General features: G+C 46.4%; 12 protein-coding genes and 1 pseudogene. 8 read left to right on the top strand and 5 right to left on the bottom strand.

Annotated features, from left to right (window positions below):
• Positions 1-69 precede the first annotated feature (69 nt).
• Complete coding sequence (locus ACN6NF_RS06245) at positions 70-390, bottom strand: hypothetical protein (protein ID WP_474316153.1); 321 nt, start codon at positions 388-390, stop codon at positions 70-72.
• 194 nt (positions 391-584) lie between these two features.
• Here ACN6NF_RS06245 and ACN6NF_RS06250 point away from each other — a divergent pair, with 194 nt between their 5' ends.
• The 6 genes from ACN6NF_RS06250 (at position 585) to ACN6NF_RS06275 (ending at position 7,307) form a co-directional block, all read left to right on the top strand.
• A complete protein-coding gene (locus tag ACN6NF_RS06250) occupies positions 585-1,550 on the top strand; it encodes a carbohydrate ABC transporter permease (protein WP_063207904.1) in 966 nt (321 codons plus the stop codon).
• Positions 1,547-2,368: a carbohydrate ABC transporter permease gene (locus ACN6NF_RS06255; protein ID WP_474316155.1), complete on the top strand. Its 822-nt coding sequence runs from the start codon at positions 1,547-1,549 to the stop codon at positions 2,366-2,368. The genes ACN6NF_RS06250 and ACN6NF_RS06255 overlap by 4 nt, the downstream gene beginning before the upstream one ends.
• A gap of 117 nt (positions 2,369-2,485) precedes the next feature.
• The gene (locus ACN6NF_RS06260) at positions 2,486-3,853 is read left to right on the top strand and encodes an ABC transporter substrate-binding protein (protein WP_474316158.1); all 1,368 of its coding nucleotides are present in this window, start codon (positions 2,486-2,488) and stop codon (positions 3,851-3,853) included.
• A gap of 255 nt (positions 3,854-4,108) precedes the next feature.
• Entirely contained in the window at positions 4,109-4,693 is a 585-nt protein-coding gene (locus tag ACN6NF_RS06265; protein WP_474316159.1) for a TetR/AcrR family transcriptional regulator, read from the top strand.
• 24 nt (positions 4,694-4,717) lie between these two features.
• Positions 4,718-6,082, top strand: a complete 1,365-nt coding sequence (locus ACN6NF_RS06270; protein WP_019686543.1) for an HlyD family secretion protein — start codon at positions 4,718-4,720, stop codon at positions 6,080-6,082.
• 1 nt (position 6,083) lies between these two features.
• Entirely contained in the window at positions 6,084-7,307 is a 1,224-nt protein-coding gene (locus tag ACN6NF_RS06275) for an ABC transporter permease (protein ID WP_474316162.1), read from the top strand.
• Positions 7,308-7,400: 93 nt separating this feature from the next.
• Here ACN6NF_RS06275 and ACN6NF_RS06280 read toward each other — a convergent pair.
• Positions 7,401-9,564 (bottom strand): annotated as a pseudogene (locus tag ACN6NF_RS06280) (glycine betaine ABC transporter substrate-binding protein).
• On the bottom strand, positions 9,539-10,762 hold the full coding sequence (locus ACN6NF_RS06285) for a quaternary amine ABC transporter ATP-binding protein (RefSeq protein ID WP_017426515.1): 1,224 nt from the start codon (positions 10,760-10,762) through the stop codon (positions 9,539-9,541). The pseudogene ACN6NF_RS06280 and the gene ACN6NF_RS06285 overlap by 26 nt, the downstream one beginning before the upstream one ends.
• A gap of 514 nt (positions 10,763-11,276) precedes the next feature.
• Here ACN6NF_RS06285 and ACN6NF_RS06290 point away from each other — a divergent pair.
• Positions 11,277-11,840 carry a GbsR/MarR family transcriptional regulator gene (locus ACN6NF_RS06290; RefSeq protein ID WP_016821179.1) on the top strand — a complete coding sequence of 188 codons (564 nt, stop codon included), beginning with the start codon at positions 11,277-11,279 and terminating at the stop codon, positions 11,838-11,840.
• Between the two features lie 152 nt (positions 11,841-11,992).
• The gene (locus tag ACN6NF_RS06295; protein ID WP_474316165.1) at positions 11,993-13,474 is read left to right on the top strand and encodes a carboxylesterase/lipase family protein; all 1,482 of its coding nucleotides are present in this window, start codon (positions 11,993-11,995) and stop codon (positions 13,472-13,474) included.
• A gap of 140 nt (positions 13,475-13,614) precedes the next feature.
• Here ACN6NF_RS06295 and ACN6NF_RS06300 read toward each other — a convergent pair whose 3' ends face one another.
• Positions 13,615-15,645, bottom strand: coding sequence for a methyl-accepting chemotaxis protein (locus tag ACN6NF_RS06300; RefSeq protein ID WP_474316168.1), 2,031 nt, complete (start codon positions 15,643-15,645; stop codon positions 13,615-13,617).
• Between the two features lie 226 nt (positions 15,646-15,871).
• Positions 15,872-16,819 (bottom strand): DMT family transporter, encoded by a 948-nt coding sequence (locus ACN6NF_RS06305; RefSeq protein ID WP_474316169.1) that lies wholly within the window; start codon positions 16,817-16,819, stop codon positions 15,872-15,874.
• Positions 16,820-16,911: the final 92 nt, after the last annotated feature.

The raw sequence follows: 16,911 nt of genomic DNA on the forward strand, positions 1-16,911 counted from the left end.
CAAGGGTAGGCTCCTTACGGATTTGGAGGTTTTTTGTCTTTTGGTTAGACAGATTGGATGGATGGAGCGCTAGCTCAACAGGACTATAACCAACAAATTAAATAGCACCAGCGGCAGAATGACATTGTTATAGGCATAGGAGCGATAAGGGCCCGAGGTTTCTGAGGAGGGTGAGTGATACTGCTGAGGGACTCTCAGATACAAGTGATCCGCATCCATGTGCACAATCGTTCCTTCATATACATGATGATCCATCGTTTGTACCCTGACCGTGTGATTCATGTAGGGGCTCAATTGATAATGCAATTGATCATGGACTTTTTTGAGTTCGTGTTGGAATTCTGGTCTAGCTTGATATAAAGTTTGCGGACTGACGGTGTTGTACGGCATTCGCCTCTGACCTCCATACTCATAATAATGATATATCGTATGCGGAAAGCTGTGCCCTTGTGCAGGTACCTAAGTGAGACAGGTTTTACAAAGAGCCAAAACATTAACATATTACTCCAGCCCACTTGATGTTCCCTTTACATCAAAACGATACACTTACTGAGGTTGGTTTGAAAAGAAAGGGGCGTTCCGTTTTGGGTGAACTTAACAAATCTTTGGGACTGGGGACGAGGAGCCAGCAACGGACATCGTCTAAAGCTCGCATACGCACGGGTTCGCTAAAAATTCAAAGACTGCGCGAAAACGCGCTGGCGTATACCTTTTTGGCCCCATCGCTTATTTTATTTGCTGTATTTATGTTTTACCCGATGATCAAGTCCGTTTATCTCAGCTTGCATTCTACCGATCCCGCAGGAAATGTTGCAAATTATGTGGGGTTAGATAACTTTGCTATGCTTTTCAGCTCAGGTCAGTTTCTACAGGGGATTAAGGTCACGCTGCTTTTTGCACTACTGACGGTACCTGTGGGTATTTTATTGGCACTGGTACTCGCTGCCCTTACACACAGTAAATTACGTGGAATGCGAATCTTTCAGTTTGCATTTTCATTGCCCATGGTGTTGTCAGTGGGTTCATCTGCGGTCATTTGGAAATTCCTTTTCCATCCCACGCTGGGGATGTTCAACTATGTACTTTCCCTGTTACATATCAATCCGGTTCCGTGGTTGACCAGCCCTGATTGGGCGCTGTTCTCCGTAGCCATCATGACCATCTGGATGAATCTTGGCTTCAATTACATTATCTTATCGAGCGGACTTCAAGGGATTCCAGATGACATGTACGAAAGTGCCAAAATGGACGGAGCAGGACCGTTGGTCACGTTCTGGCGTATTTCTATGCCGCTGCTGTCACCGACGATCTTTTTTGTGACCGTAGTTTCGATCATTGGTGCCTTCCAGTCTTTCGCTCAAATTAATATCTTGACCAAGGGCGGTCCGGTGAACAGTACAAATGTATTTGTATATTCCATTTATCAGGAAGCTTTTGTTAATTTCCGGTTCGGAACAGGGAGTGCACAGGCCATTGTCTTGTTTGCTGTCATTTTGCTGCTTACAATGATTCAGTTTAAATGGGTGGAAAGAAAGGTGCATTATCAATGAAACAACACCTGAATTCAACATTACTGTATGTGCTGCTTACGATTGCAGCCGCTCTGATTTTGTATCCGGTTATTTATACATTTTTTATGGCGGTCATGTCACCGGAGGAAGCGAGCGCTTACCCACCGAGTTTTTTCCCGCATTCCTTTCATATGGCTAATTTTTCTGAAGTGTTTGAGATCGTTCCGATTGCAGCCTTTATCGGCAACACCTTTCTCATTTCGGGTCTGACAATGATTGGGCAACTGATTACAGCCAGCTTCGCGGCCTATGCCTTTGCCAAAATGGAATTCAAGGGGAAAAACTTCATTTTTAGCATGTTTGTTGCGACGATGATGATCCCTTGGGAAGTTACCATTATTCCCAACTATCTGACGGTACGAAGCTGGAACTGGCTTGATACATATCAAGGGTTGACGGTTCCTTTTCTGGCGACGGCATTTGGAACGTTCCTGTTAAGACAGTTTTTTCTCCAGCTTCCCAAGGAACTGTTCGAGGCTGCTCGTATGGATGGGTGCGGACATATCCGATATTTCCTGTTTCATGTGCTTCCGTTATCGCGCCCTGCGCTCGGAACACTGGCTGTGTATTCGTTCCTGAACATGTACAATTCATATCTCTGGCCTTTACTGGTCACAAATAGCGAGAATATGCGTACCGTACAGATCGGCATATCCATGCTGGAGTTTCAGGAATCGACTTCATGGAATCTGGTATTTGCGGGTACAGCACTTGTCATTTTACCGTCTCTGCTCCTGCTGATCTTTGGATTAAAACAGCTGGTGCGTGGAATGGCAGCGGGTGCGCTTAAAGGCTAATTATAGATGCAAAAGACAGCAACACCTGCGCAAGCAGCCTATATACAAAGCTTTAACACACAAGAGTACCAACATTTCATTCAAGAATCATTTAATCAAAGGGAGAGAAGAGAGATTATGAGATTTTTTCGTTTGAAAAGTGCTTTGACCCTGCTTATTCTGACTGCTATGGTCGTTGCAGCAGGCTGTAGCAACAATACAGCGGCGGAGAAGCCGAGTAATGGTAACGATACAGGGGCAGCAGCGGCTTCACCTGTAAAGCTGACTTGGTGGCATTCAATGTCTGGCAACGGTGAAAAAGCGATCAAGCAGATCGCTGCTGACTTTAACGCCAGTCATAAGGACATTCAGGTAGAGCCAGTATATCAAGGCAAATATGATGACAGCTTGAACAAGCTGAAAGCGTCGCTGGGTTCTAATAGCGGACCAGACATCATTCAAGTATACGAAATCGGCAGTAAATTCATGATTGATTCCAAAATGATCACGCCTGTACAACAATTTATTGATGCGGATAAGTTCGATTTGTCGCAGCTTGAACCGAATATTACACGATACTACACGATTGATGGTAAATTGAACGCCATGCCGTTCAATACGTCAAACCCGATTTTATATTACAACAAGGATGCTTTCAAAGCCGCAGGACTTGACCCAGCTAATCCTCCGAAAACGTATGATGAATTCGAAAAAGCCGCCAAAGCCTTGAGCAAGGATGGTAAATCCGGTGCATCGATTGCCATCTACGGCTGGTTTATGGAGCAACTATTTGCCAATCAGAACGCGGACTATGTGAACAATGGCAATGGGCGCGAACAAGCAGCTACGGAATCCTTGCTGAATTCGGATGCTGGTGTAAAAACACTGACATGGTGGAAGAAAATGATCGATGAAAAGGTCGTATCCAATCTGGGACGTAACTCGGACGATACGGCGAAGGCTTTTTCCGCAGGACAAATTGCGATGACACTGGACTCCACCGCTTCGCTGCGTAATATTGTGGAGCAGGTTGGCGATAAATTCGAAGTAGGCACAGGATTCCTGCCAAGAGCCAATGAAGCAAAAGAAGGCGGCGTGGTTGTAGGCGGCGCGAGCTTATACATCATGAACAACAAACCTGAAGCCCAGCAAAAGGCGGCATGGGAGTTCATTAAATTCGTCGCTTCCCCAGCAGTGCAGGCACAATGGAGTGTGAATACCGGGTACTTCCCAATCACGAAAGCGGCCTATGACGAGAAGGTACTCAAAGATAATATGGTAAAATATCCGCAATTCCAGACAGCGGTTGACCAATTGCATGCATCGGCACAATCCACTGCCACACAAGGCGCAGTAATGGGTGTATTCCCAGAAGCGCGTCAGATTGTTGAAGGTGCGATTGAGGCTGTTCTGAGTGGCCAGCAACAGCCAAAACAAGCTCTGGATCAAGCTGCACAAGAAATTACAGGCAAAATCGCGCAATACAATCAAACGGTGAAGAAATAGTCGGCCCTCCCTTAAAATCGGCTGATAATCCGTAGATGTGCCCCCTTATTAGCCGATTTTATGAAATAACGGATCGAATGAGTGACCCCCTCACTTATTCGATCCGTTTTTGCATTTTCATTTTGGAATAATCGTTTAGACGAAGTGTCTAAAATGGTCATTTTTGCACATTTCCTATTGCTGGATAACTGAAAATGGGCTTATAATAAATACATAATTTTTGTACTGGACGGTCAGTTCAAAAAAGGAGGAAGCATGAAACAGCAAACGAAGGAAATTATTTTTAACGGCGCACTCAAGGCTTTTTCCGAACGAGGATTTAACGATACAAATATGGAGGAAATTGCCAAGGTATGTGGCATAGCCAAAGGAACCCTGTACTACAATTTTAAAAACAAGCAAGAATTGTACATTTACATTTTGAAGATGGGAATGGAACGTTTTGTCCAGGATATCCATGAAGCGATGGCTCAAATTCCTATGGATCAGGTAGAAGTGAGGGTTCGCAAGCTGATCCAAGTACATATTGAGTTCATTGGGAGAGAGCCGGATTTTTGCCGTCTACTGGTCAGTAAGGGATGGGTCTCGCAGGAACAGCATTTTAATATTAGGCAGGTGCTGGCAGACTATTTTGATTTTATGGAGGCAGAGATTGATTCCGGCAAGTTCTATGGGAAAATTTCGAGTAAGCTGGATGCAAAAACGACTGCAAATTGTTTATTCGGCATTTACATTTTTACTCCGATGCGGTCGATGGTGTGGGGCGAAACAATGAATCTGCAGGAAGTTCGCAAAAGTACCGAAGTATTTGTATGTAACGCGCTGGGTATGCAACATTAAATAGACAAGTGGAGTGATGAGAACATGAAAGCCAAAAAATATGCGATTTACATTGTACTTATTATTTTAATCGCTGTAGGAATCTATGCTTTAACTGCTTTCCCACGAGGGAGCAGCAGCTTATCCGCAGATGAGTCTTCTTCTATCCCTACGGCTTATGTAGAATCGGATACGCTCAATGCCAGCTTTAAGATGGCGGGACGTATTGATCAGATGCTGGTGAATGAGGGCGACAAGGTAAAAAAAGGGCAGGTGATAGCCCATCTGGAAAGCCGTGAGCTGGAAGATAAGGTGAAGCAAGCACAGGCTGCATTGCTGGCAGCCAAGAGCAATGTGTCCAAAGCGAAAGCCAGCGTATTGCAGGCTCAAGCAGGCGTAGGCCAGGCACAGGCTACTGTAAGCGCCGCTCAGGCCAAGAAGAGCCAAGGTACGACAGCGGTCAGTGTGACTGCTGAGGCTTCCTCTAGCCAGATAGAACAGGCCCAAGCGGCTGCGAACGCCGCCAAAGCGAAACTGGATGCCCTCAAGAGCGGGGCAAGACCGCAGGAGCTTGAGCAATTGCAAGCATCTGTGAAGGTAGCGAAGGAAACGCTGGACCTGACTGTTAAAAATCTGGAGCGTGCTAAAAAGCTTCAAGAAGCCGGTGCAGCAACTCAGGCCTCACTGGATCAAGCGACATTGGAACATCAACAGGCAGTGGCCAAGTATAATGCAGAGTCACAAAAATTAGATATGGCACGGGAGGGAAGCCGTAAGGAGGAAATTACGGCGGCTGAAGCTCAATACCGTCAAGCCTTGGCTGCAGTGAAGGAAGCACAGGCAGGAGCGGGCAAAGTGGCTGTGCAGCAGGAAGATGTCAAAGCTGCACAGGCTTCGGTAGAGCAAGCGCAGTCCGCTGTGAAGGCGGCGCAATCGACGGTAGAGCAGGCACAATCTGCGGTTGAAGGTGCCAATGCACAGGTAGCTCAGGCGGAAGCTGCACTTCAGGAGGCTCAGACCTATTTGGGATATACTACGCTGCGTGCGCCCGAGGATGGGATCGTAAAATCCAAGTCGCTTAGCTTGGGTGAGATGGCTAGCGCAGGATTTCCGGTCTATACTATTGAAACATCCACACAGCGTTGGGCTAAATTCTATGTACCGGAAACGTCTCTGAACGGTCTTCAAGCAGGGGATACAGTTCAAGTTAAATTACTGTCAGGCGGTAAGGAGCTGAAGGGCAAAGTCATTCTGTTAGAATCGGCTGCGGACTTTGCCATTCAAAAACCGAGCCAAAGCTCCGGTGATAAGGATGTCCGTTCCTTTGGTGTGAAGGTAGCATTACCGGATCTTGCGGCTTCCGTTCCAACAGGCTCCACGGTCCTGTTTACAGGCAAAGGGGCGCAGTAATATGCAGGATTCACAGGAAAGACTTCGTATCCGCGATGTGTTTCGCGAGGAATGGCTGAGTATCTTCCGAGACCGCCGCTTTATGGCTATTCTGCTGATTACGCCAATTGTGTATACGATACTGTTCGGCTTCCTGTATTCGCATCAGCGGATTACCGAGATGCCTGTTACGGTGTATGACGGAGATAATTCACAGCTTAGTCGCCAAATCATTCAGGCGTTCGATGCGACTGATTCATTTGCCGTTACACGGCAAGTGACCAATCAGGATGATGTAGTCCGCCAGGTGGAGACTGGGGAAGCCAAGGTCGGAATTGTCATTCCAGATAACTTTACCACTCGGCTTAAGCATGGGGAAAATCCACCTGTGCTTACGCTGATTGACGGCAGTAATATGATGTATTCCAATAGTGCCAGTCGGATTGCCAATCAAGTCATTAGTAGCGTGAGTGCCGGAGTATCACTCAATTCCATGAAGCAAAAGGGAATGAACGCCGATCAGGCCGCTTCGACGCTGACTACCATCCCGTTCCGATCCAGAGTGCTATTTAACCCGGTATATGATTATAAGCTTTTCATGCCGTTGGGGGTTATTTCTGCGGCTCTCCAGCAGTGTTTGCTGCTAGGTATTGCGTTGTCCTGCACGCGTGATAAGGAAGCAGGGACTTGGGGAAGATTTGGCGCATGGAAAAATACCCCTTGGCGCTTGGCTATTGCCAAGCTGGCACCCTATTATGCGGCGGGAGCTTTCAATGTGCTGACTGTGTTCAGTATTAGCGCTCTATGCTTCGATATTCCGTTTAGGGGACAGGTACTGCCATTGATTTTGGTTTCGCTGGTCTTTAACTTTGCTTTGTGTGGATTAGGGTTCCTGTTCAGTCTCTTTTCCAAGACCAGAGTGGATGCTACGCAAACCCTGATGCTCATTGCTGTTCCTTCCTTTATGCTGTCAGGCTATACGTGGCCATTGGAAGCAATGCCCGGCTTCTTGCGAGGGCTTGCTGAAATATTGCCGCTGACCTATTATCTGGACGCTGTACGGAACATTACGCTCAAGGGACTGGATATCACATACATCTTTAAGGATTTGATTGCTCTGGGCGTCATTGGTTGTGTGAGTCTGTTGGTGGCCTTCGTGATCTATCCGTTATTCTTTAGACAACATCAGACGACAGCACAGCATGCCGATGTGCCGGCTCAAGAAGGGTTCACACTTAAAGGCTGAGAGCAGTTTTAAATATGGATATTCAAAAGGCAGATCAGGAGTAACCCTGATCTGCCTTTTACTTATTAGTATGATTTAAAAGCAGAAGAATTATTATTGCGTTTTGAGATCCTCAATAGAATCAATGGGCACATAGGATGGAACGACAAGTCCGGACATAACGCCAGTCATGCTGGTTCCGATGTCATCTACTTTATCCTTGTATGGAGCCCAATAATCAGCATGCGTCAATGGAAGCCAGGCGGCTGCGGTAGCATCTACACTTCCGCTAGCCACGCCTGTCCACATGGGGCCGATTTCCACTTGCAGGGCTGTTACTTTATAGCCCAATTTTTGTTCTAATACATCAAGCAGTTTCCAATCGGACAAGCCGTAGTCACTAATAGCTTTAGCAGTCAGCTTCATCAGTCTGGCGCCAGGGTCGGTACCGAAAATGCGGTAGCCAACCTCCTTGCCAAAGTCCCCAGTAGCGGCGGAAGCTGGAGCCGCTTCGGCTCCGTTATTGCAATTCAGTAATTGATTTAACATTCATGTAAGCTGGAACGACCAATCCGGTTTTAACACCAGTCATATTCGCACCTAGGTCGTCGAGCTTATCTTTGTATTTAGCCCAGTAATCTGCATGTGTTAACGGCAGCCATGCAGCCGGTGAGGCATCTACATCACCACTAGCGACACCCGTCCACATAGGGCCTGCTTCAACTTGCAGTGCGGTTACTTTGTAACCCAGTTTGTTTTCCATAATATATTTTAGCAAATTTGTACTCGCAATTTCCGAATCCCAAGCTACATAGCTTAGCTTGAAGGTGTCGCCATTGACAGTTTGCAGTCCTTGAGTCCATTCCTGAACCTTGTCGGCATGTTTCTCCGCCCAGTCTTTGGCAGCTTGCTCTGGGCTGGTTCCGGCCTGGATAGCGACCATCATTTCACCCATATCTTCCGCTGTCCATTTGAAACGTTTTAGAAACTCATAAGCAGTAGGAGCATCCTGCTGCAATCCTTTGCGGGCAATCGTATGAATACCCTCAGCTTCACCATAAGACTTTTGAGGGTCTTCCAAATATTTGAGATCATACTTGTTGAACATCCAGTGAGGAGTCCAACCGGTAATAATGATAGGCTTTTTCGCTTTGATGGCTTTGTCCAATGTGGCCGTCATGGCCGCACCAGATCCCTCAACTAGCTTCCAATCAGACAAATTGTAGTCTTGAATTGCTTTAGCCGTCGACTTCATAATGCCTGCCCCGGCATCAATACCAATAATTTTATAATCAACCTCTGCGCCAACCGTATTGGCAGCAGCACTACCTTTGCCAGCAGCGGAATGATCCGTTCCAACAAAATATTGAGATGCGCCAGCGATCAGAATAACTGCTGTAACTGCTGAGGTGATCCATACTTTTTGCTTGCTGGATACGAGGCTTTTGCTTCTTTTCGTCGGTTTAAACAGATTTTGCGTGAAGCGGTCAAGTACAATAGCCAGAACGACCACAGCCAAGCCGGCTTCAAACCCTTTACCAATTTGTAGCTGGGTCACAGCACGATACACAACTGCACCGATACCTTCCGCACCGATCATGGAAGCAATAACCACCATGGACAGTGACAGCATAATCGTCTGATTAATACCAGCCATTAAGGTAGGCAATGCCAGTGGAAGCTGTACTTTAAATAGCTTTTGCGCCGATGTTGAACCAAAAGCATCAGAGGCTTCAATGAGCTCATCCGATACTTGCATAATCCCCAGGTTGGTCATGCGAATGGTTGGGGGGATCGCAAAGATAACAGATGCGATAACACCTGGTACAACACCCAAGCTGAAAAAGGTAACCGCAGGGAGCAAGTACACGAACGCAGGCATCGTCTGCATAAAATCAAGCAAAGGCGTGATAATGCGTGATGCAGATTTACTGTATGCACACCAGATTCCGATCGGAATCCCGATAACAATGGATACAAGCGCAGACGTGATGACCAGTCCGAGCGTATTCATCGTTTCACTCCAATAGCCGAGATTATCAATCAGCAGGAAGCCGATGACAGTAAACAGTGTAAGCTGCACCCGCCCAATCATAAAGGCGATAATCCCGATAATCACGATGAACACCAGAGGGTGAGGAAGCATGAACAAGCCAGAGAAAAAGCCTACTACGGCTTCAATAACTGAAGAAATAACATTAAACAATCCAGCCAGATGAATACCCATCCAGTCTACAATGGATTGAATCCACTCAGCGATTGGCAGTTTCGGTATCATGGGCATTCACCTCCTTTGTAGTAGGTACATCTCCACTTAGTGCACCCAGTAAAGCTCCACGGACGATAACGCCCAGCAACTTCTGCTTGTCATCGACGACAGCCAGTGGCACCTTGGACGAGCTTGTAATTTCAAACAAATCATTAATGACAGTTTCAGCAGGAACCTGCGGTCCGTCCGTGATTAAAATATCTTCAATCTTTAAATTGTTGCGCAGTGCATGAACAGCATCCTCGGCATTAATAACACCCAGTAGCTTTTTGGTGCGATCAATGACGAATAGATTGGAAATCCCACGCTCCCGCATCAACTCCAGAGCTACACGCGGACCGCGGTCCATAGTGATGGTTTCTGGACGAAGCATGACATGAGCAGCCGTCAACACTTTGGACAGATCCACATCCTCGACGAAGCGGGCTACATAAGAGTTAGCTGGTTGGATCATAATTTCTTCCGGTGTACCAATTTGTACGACCACTCCGTCCCGCATCAATGCAATCCGGTCACCAATCCGCAGCGCTTCATCCAGATCATGGGTGATAAAGACAATCGTTTTCTTCATTTTATCTTGAAGCTCCAGCAGCTCATCTTGCATGTCACGGCGAATGAGAGGGTCCAATGCGCTGAAGGCTTCATCCATCAGGAGAACTTCAGGGTCATTTGCCAACGCTCGTGCCAGCCCGACACGCTGCTGCATACCGCCACTCAACTCATCGGGCATTTTATCGCCCCAGTTTTTAAGACCAACCAGTTCCAGCGCTGTTTGTGCCTTTTCCTGGCGTTGTGCTTTATCTACCTTTTGAATTTCAAGACCGTATTCTACATTTTCCAATACAGTCCGATGTGGGAACAGGGCGAACTTTTGAAAAACCATGCTGATGGTTTTACGACGAACTTCGCGGAGTTGTTCTTTGTTCATCTTACGGAGATCTTTGCCGTGGACCAGAATTTCACCGGAGGTAGGCTCAATCAAGCGATTTAGCATTCGCACCAAAGTGGACTTGCCGCTACCTGATAACCCCATAATTACGAAAATTTCACCTTGCTTAATTTGCATGTTGGCCTTGTTAACACCAACAGTAATCTGTTTTTCTTTGGCCAGCTTTTCTTTGCCCCAGCCTTGCTCCAGGAGCGGAACACCTTGCTCTGCGTGAGGACCAAAGAGTTTGCTGACATTTTTGACTTCCAAAATCGTCATACATACACCTCTTCTTTCTATACTTTGCTTGGTATTAACCCCATGTTGCATGATGGATTGAGTATAAAAATCATAATTCTGTACATCCTGAACGGTTAATGACAAAATTAATTGTAACAGAAGCATCACTTACATTTCAAACAAAAAAACTGTTCGTAAAGTACGTACAGAAAAAACTGTACAAACTTTCCTTCAATATGCTCCTTCGTTCTTTAGAATGCTCAAACATTCGGAACTTTACAACCGATAGTGCTTTTTTTAAAATAGACAATGAAATATGACCATAAGAAAAAGATTTATGTATATCCATAATTTTAAAAGTTTACTATCATTAGCAATTTTGCGAATTATGATTTTGAACGATCATGCTGTTGTAATATAGACAGAAGCTTTGCTTTTGAAACATTTCATTCAGTATTGAAAGATTTCATATATGGCGTCAAAGCTAATCCTTTACGGGTAAGTCGTTCATACTAGGTTGTGCAAAATGCTCTAAAATTAGGAGGTTGCAAGCATGAGCTTGTACCAGTTAGGTGATGAGCAGCAGGCTTCGCTGCAAAAAATTCGCAAACGTGTCATAGAAGCTATAGGTAAAAACATGGACCTATATGGGATTACTCTGTCTGCGGGGCATTTGTACGGTTTGCTTTTTTTTGCGGATAAACCGATGACGCTGGACGAGATGGGCCGTGAAATGGAAATGAGCAAAACGAGCATGAGTACAGGAGTTCGGACGTTGTTGGATCTTAAAATGGTGAACAAGGTATGGAGCAAAGGCTCACGCAAGGACTTGTATGAAGTCGAGTATGACTGGTATCAAACCTTTACTGACTTCTTCGCTATTAAATGGAGAAAAGCAGTAGAAACAAATTTACTCGTACTGCGCAAAGCCATTGACGAACTGGACAAATTGATGGCGCAGGGTGAAGAATACGAGGAATTTAAGACTATTCTTCAGCAAGACCGTATGAAAATGAAGCAGGCCGTGGCTTATTACAAGTGGCTAGACCGATTGATTGATTCGATGGAAAGCGAAGAAATTTACAAACTGATTCCGAAAGAAGAGGTTCGGGATTAAGCAAGATCCGCCCATCCTGTCTACAAAATGCCGGAGCGCAAAAGCGCTTCCGGTATTTTTTGGTTTGGTCCTGCGCAAAGGGTATAATAGAGATATGTAAAGATTGATAGTATACCGTTATGTTGAACATACAATATAAAGGAGGGTTCATGATGGAGAGTAATACAGTACATACTCGTCTAGGTCAATTACGTGGAGAAACAGGGAATGGATATCATGTGTGGAAAGGTATTCCATATGCACAGCCTCCTGTTGGAAAACTTCGTTTTCACGGGCCACAGCCTTTGGAGCCTTGGGAGGGTGTACGGGCTGCGACGAGTTTCGGATCCATCTGTCCGCAACCCATGCCCTCCGCTGAAAGTATGACCGGAAATCTGGTGGAACCGCCGGAGCAGTCCGAGGATTGCTTGTATCTGAACATTTGGACACCGGCTTCGAAGGCTCCTGAGAAGGGACGTCCGGTGATGGTGTGGATTCACGGCGGTGCCTTTGTCACCGGGTCTGGGATTATACCTTTATATGACGGGGAACGCATGGCGAAGAACGGGGATGTTGTCATAGTTACGATCAATTATCGGCTAGGACCGTTAGGATTTTTGCATTTGACTCCAAAGGGAAATGGGCTGACCTCAAATGCCGGACTGCTGGATCAAATTGCTGCGCTGGAATGGGTTAGGGATCATATATCTGCCTTTGGCGGCAACCCGGATGAAGTAACGGTGTTCGGTGAATCGGCAGGCGCGATGAGTATTGCTGCTTTATTGGCGATGCCAGCTGCTGATGGACTGTTCCAGCGTGCAATTTTGCAGAGCGGGGCAGCGCAGGTGTTGCCAACTGCACAGGCCGAGCAAGTGGCGGCTGTGTATTTGCAGCAACTGGGTGTGGACACTCAGCATCCTGAGCGATTGTTTGCGTTGCCGACAGAAGCGCTGATGCTCGCTATGGCCAAAACACATGAGGTCATCGGGCCAGGAATGGCGATGATTTATCAACCCGTTGTAGACGGGGTGACCTTGCCGGATCTACCTCTGTCGGCAATCGCCCAAGGTTCAGCAAAACAGGTATCTGTTATGATTGGAACGAACTTGCATGAAGGGAACTATTTTATCCGCAAAGAATCCCATCTGATGAACAAGCTAACAGCACGTCAGGCATTGGAAATGATGACAGGCATGTCCGACATAGGCGACCTGATAGAACCTTTTCCAGTTACCATTGAGGGACAGGCACAAATGTTGACCGATCTCATTTTTTGGCGTCCGGCGTTGGCTCTTGCCGCTGCACAGTCGGTGTATGCATCGGTATGGATGTACCGTTTTGATTGGACACTGCCGGGTCATCCTACCTTCGGACAAGCGGTTCACGGTGCAGAAATTGCTTTTGTTTTCGATAACCTGAAGCTGCTGGGTAAGCTGGGATTAGAGATTCAACCTTCCATGGAGAAGCTTGCTCATGATATGCAGCAGGCATGGGTTGCTTTTGCACGTGATGGGGAGCCTATGCTACCTGAGAGAGCATGGCCGATGTACGACAGGCAACAGCGAGCTACAGCCATTTTTCATCAGGATATTATGGTGGAACATGATCCAGAAGGGGATAGACGCCGCCAGTTAACGGGGCAGATGAGCATATAGGTAAATACGAGGCAACGTCTAAAGGAATCAACGAAAAAGCCTTCGCCCGTATTTTGTATGCGGGCGAAGGCTTTTGTTAGTAAAAAGATACAGTACTGCTGAGCTTTCAGTGGTGAAAATTTCAATAATAGCTGTGGAAGCTAAATCTTAAATCGCTTAACAAGCTCTTGCAGATCCTGTGCCATGTTGGACAACTCCTGTGAGGAAGATGCGATTTCCTCCATGGCTGCCATTTGCTCTTGAGCGGCAGCAGAGGTTGTCTGCGAACTGTCCGCCGAATTGCGGGATAGGCTTGCCAAATGGGTGACAGTGGCGGAAACTTCCTCTGTACTGGCTGAGATTTGTTCAGCAGCAGCGGACACACTTTGAATTTGTTCCACGATATGAGAAGTAGAGCGTTCAATATTTGTAAAAGCACCTTCTGCATCTTGGCTGATTCGTAATCCTTCACCTACCTGATTACGAACATTACCGTTCATCGTAGCGGTAGTGCGTTGAATCAAATCGAGCATCTGCGTAATGATCTGACTGATGGAATCGGCGCTTGCCTTAGACTGTTCCGACAGCTTGCGTACCTCTACAGCGACTACGGCAAATCCACGTCCAGCTTCGCCTGCTCTGGAGGCTTCAATAGATGCGTTCAGGGACAATAAGTTAGTTTGCTTGGCAATGGCAGCTATAGCCGCGTTCATTTGCTTCGCATCGTCCGAGAGCTGTGATAGCTCATCCATCAGGCTAGCCGTTTGGCTTACAGCTTCCAAAATACGGTCCATTTGTGTCCGCACATGGCTGATCATTTGACTGCCTTGAGCTACGTCCTGCTCGGTTTGTCCTGCTGAATCCACGATGGAGCTTGCCGATTCGGCAATCGTGCTGACACCCTTCGCCATTTCTTCAACAGCATTGGCGGTTTGCTCGGATGCCTCGGCGCTGGTCGCTGCATTTTCCGCGGATTCCATAACTGTTTCCGCTACATGTTGCACGGACTCCGTCGTTTGCTCTGTGCTCTCCTTGATTATCAGGGAAGAGGAAGCAAGTCGGGAGGAGGTTTGGTTGACTTCGGAAACCATTGAATGCAAGGAATGCGTCATCTGGTCAAAATTCTGTGCCAGCTCGCCGAACTCGTCCTTTCTAGACAGATTAACACGTTCGGTCAGATTTCCATCACGGACGATCCGTGTTCCTGCTTGCAGCTTTTTGAGTGGGATCAGGAATGAGCGGACCATAAGCACTATGATGATCGCAGCGGCCAGTATGGAAATAGCAATTACAATCAGGCTTTGCTTTAGAATCGGTTGGGCTGCATCACTGTAATCCTCCAGATCCGATAGTGCAACAATGTTCCAGCCGGTGAGAGGGTCCTTAAGTGTAAAGGCCAGCATGTCCCGATTCATAAATTGAATTTGCGACACAGAAGGAGTATCATTTTCTCCGGTTGCCGCCACTTCGGGAAGGCCCTCCATGGTGTCAGCCGGTTTTTTGCCTGTCTTAGTAAAGGCTGTCCCTGTCCCGGATACAACTTTATGTTCAGAATCAACAATAATAAGTCCTCCGCGTTCACCAATCTTCACAGACTCCAGACTTTCACCCATCTTGTCCAGATTCAAAGCCAATGCAACAGCTCCTTCACCATCTTTTAGCGTTGCCGATACATTAACTACTAAGTTCCCTGTCGTAACGCTGGCAACTGGAACACCGACAAATATGTTGCCCTTATGTAGCATCGCGTTTTTGTACCATTTTCTCTCCCTAGGGTCATAATCAGCCTCCTTTTTTATCGGCGAACGGATATATTCCCCTTTCGCATTGCCGAGGAGCGCGGCATCTAACTCAGGATGAGCTTTGACGATGACATCCAACTTTTTCTGAAGGGCTTCTTGGTTGGAACCAATGGAATCAGATTCGATTTCACTGGTAAGCACGTCTACGTCTTTTATAATCGGTGCTACATACTGATTAACATTGCTTCGGATCAGATACAGATTCGTGTTTACGGAATCAGCCATCTGCTGACTGAGCTGTGTCGTGGCCCCCTGGTAAGAAAAGTATCCAATAAGTACGCTTGGAATCAATAACACAGCCAAAAAAGATATTATTAATTTTGTCCTCATTAAATAAAACTGCCTGAAAAACCTGTTCCACCACGGAACTGTTTGTTTTGCTTTAGTCATGGTTTTTTCTCCTCTGTGTCAGATGATCATTACATAGTTTTATTCGACAGAAATCGACTAATTTTATAGATGTAATCTTTAAAAACGAGGAATAGTACACTTTTTTTGAGAAATTAGGTCTTTAGAACTAAAAATAATATGAATATGAATACATAAAAAGCCAAATCAGAGATGCAAAAGCATCTTCACGATTTGGCTTGGGTGAGCATGAAAGAAGATTAAGCTATTAATTTTTCTGCTGACGAGAAATCATAAACAGTGTAATCCAGATCAGCATAAAACCAGTCAATTGCGCTACGGTAACGATTTGCTGGAAAGCGATCCAGTTAATTACGACACCAACCATGGGGAAGCTCAATTCTGCCATTGTAGCATAAGAAGCTTTGGTTGTACTTAAGCCTTTGTAATACAGTAATAAACTGAGAAGACCCGGAAGCAATGCTTGCAGCAGCAAGTTGATAATTACAGCTGCGCCCGCCCATGTACCTGCAGGCATATTCCACGGAGCATGCTCCACCGAGGTGAGAACGATGAGCAGAGGGAGCGCCACCATGAAGCGAAGGGAGGTTACCGTCTCATATTTCATCGAACGAAGCAAGTAGCTGCCCATAACGGTCGAACCGCCCCACAGAACCGCTGCACCCAGTGCAAGCAGACTACCAACGTGAACAAAATCATGAACATGCCCAAAGGGAAGCGACCAACCGAAGGTCAAAAGATACGTTCCGAACAGAGCGATGACAATTAATATTCCAAAATGACGCGGTAGCATTTCCTTCAATATAAAGCGGGCCAGAATAATAGCAACCAAAGGCTGAAGCTTCTGAAGTAAAAGTACTGCATTCAGATCACCGTTGCTGAGTGCCATGGTGAAAATCACACTGGCCAGAGCCGAGCCACCCCATGAGACAAACAAAATAGCGAAAACCTGACGAAATCGTATTGTTTTGAGCTCCTCGCGATGCTTCCACAGCATCGGCGTCAGAGCAATAAAGAGCAGCACATGCTCCATCAGTACGATTTGTACTGAGGTAAATGACTTTAACAAAATAATACGAAACAGCGGGTCTGCACCCCACAAGGCCGCTCCGATCGCGACTAGCCAAAAACCGCTTTTCATGTGGGAACTACGATCAAAACCTTTGGATGATAATACAGTTGATGATTGACTCATACTTATTTAGCTCCTTGCGAATACAGGACCGGTGGCACAAAAACCCCCGTCCATGGCGAAGGCCATGCGAGACGGGGGTTGATCAAATAAAC

This window comes from Paenibacillus sp. TSM33 (assembly GCF_056099025.1).

Excerpts from the sequence above, each read along its gene's own strand:
- ACN6NF_RS06245 (WP_474316153.1), bottom strand. The coding sequence starts at position 390 with ATGCCGTACAACACCGTCAGTCCGCAAACTTTATATCAAGCTAGACCA.
- ACN6NF_RS06255 (WP_474316155.1), top strand. The coding sequence starts at position 1,547 with ATGAAACAACACCTGAATTCAACATTACTGTATGTGCTGCTTACGATT.
- ACN6NF_RS06260 (WP_474316158.1), top strand. The coding sequence starts at position 2,486 with ATGAGATTTTTTCGTTTGAAAAGTGCTTTGACCCTGCTTATTCTGACT.
- ACN6NF_RS06265 (WP_474316159.1), top strand. The coding sequence starts at position 4,109 with ATGAAACAGCAAACGAAGGAAATTATTTTTAACGGCGCACTCAAGGCT.
- ACN6NF_RS06270 (WP_019686543.1), top strand. The coding sequence starts at position 4,718 with ATGAAAGCCAAAAAATATGCGATTTACATTGTACTTATTATTTTAATC.
- ACN6NF_RS06275 (WP_474316162.1), top strand. The coding sequence starts at position 6,084 with ATGCAGGATTCACAGGAAAGACTTCGTATCCGCGATGTGTTTCGCGAG.
- ACN6NF_RS06285 (WP_017426515.1), bottom strand. The coding sequence starts at position 10,762 with ATGACGATTTTGGAAGTCAAAAATGTCAGCAAACTCTTTGGTCCTCAC.
- ACN6NF_RS06290 (WP_016821179.1), top strand. The coding sequence starts at position 11,277 with ATGAGCTTGTACCAGTTAGGTGATGAGCAGCAGGCTTCGCTGCAAAAA.
- ACN6NF_RS06295 (WP_474316165.1), top strand. The coding sequence starts at position 11,993 with ATGGAGAGTAATACAGTACATACTCGTCTAGGTCAATTACGTGGAGAA.
- ACN6NF_RS06300 (WP_474316168.1), bottom strand. The coding sequence starts at position 15,645 with ATGACTAAAGCAAAACAAACAGTTCCGTGGTGGAACAGGTTTTTCAGG.
- ACN6NF_RS06305 (WP_474316169.1), bottom strand. The coding sequence starts at position 16,819 with ATGAGTCAATCATCAACTGTATTATCATCCAAAGGTTTTGATCGTAGT.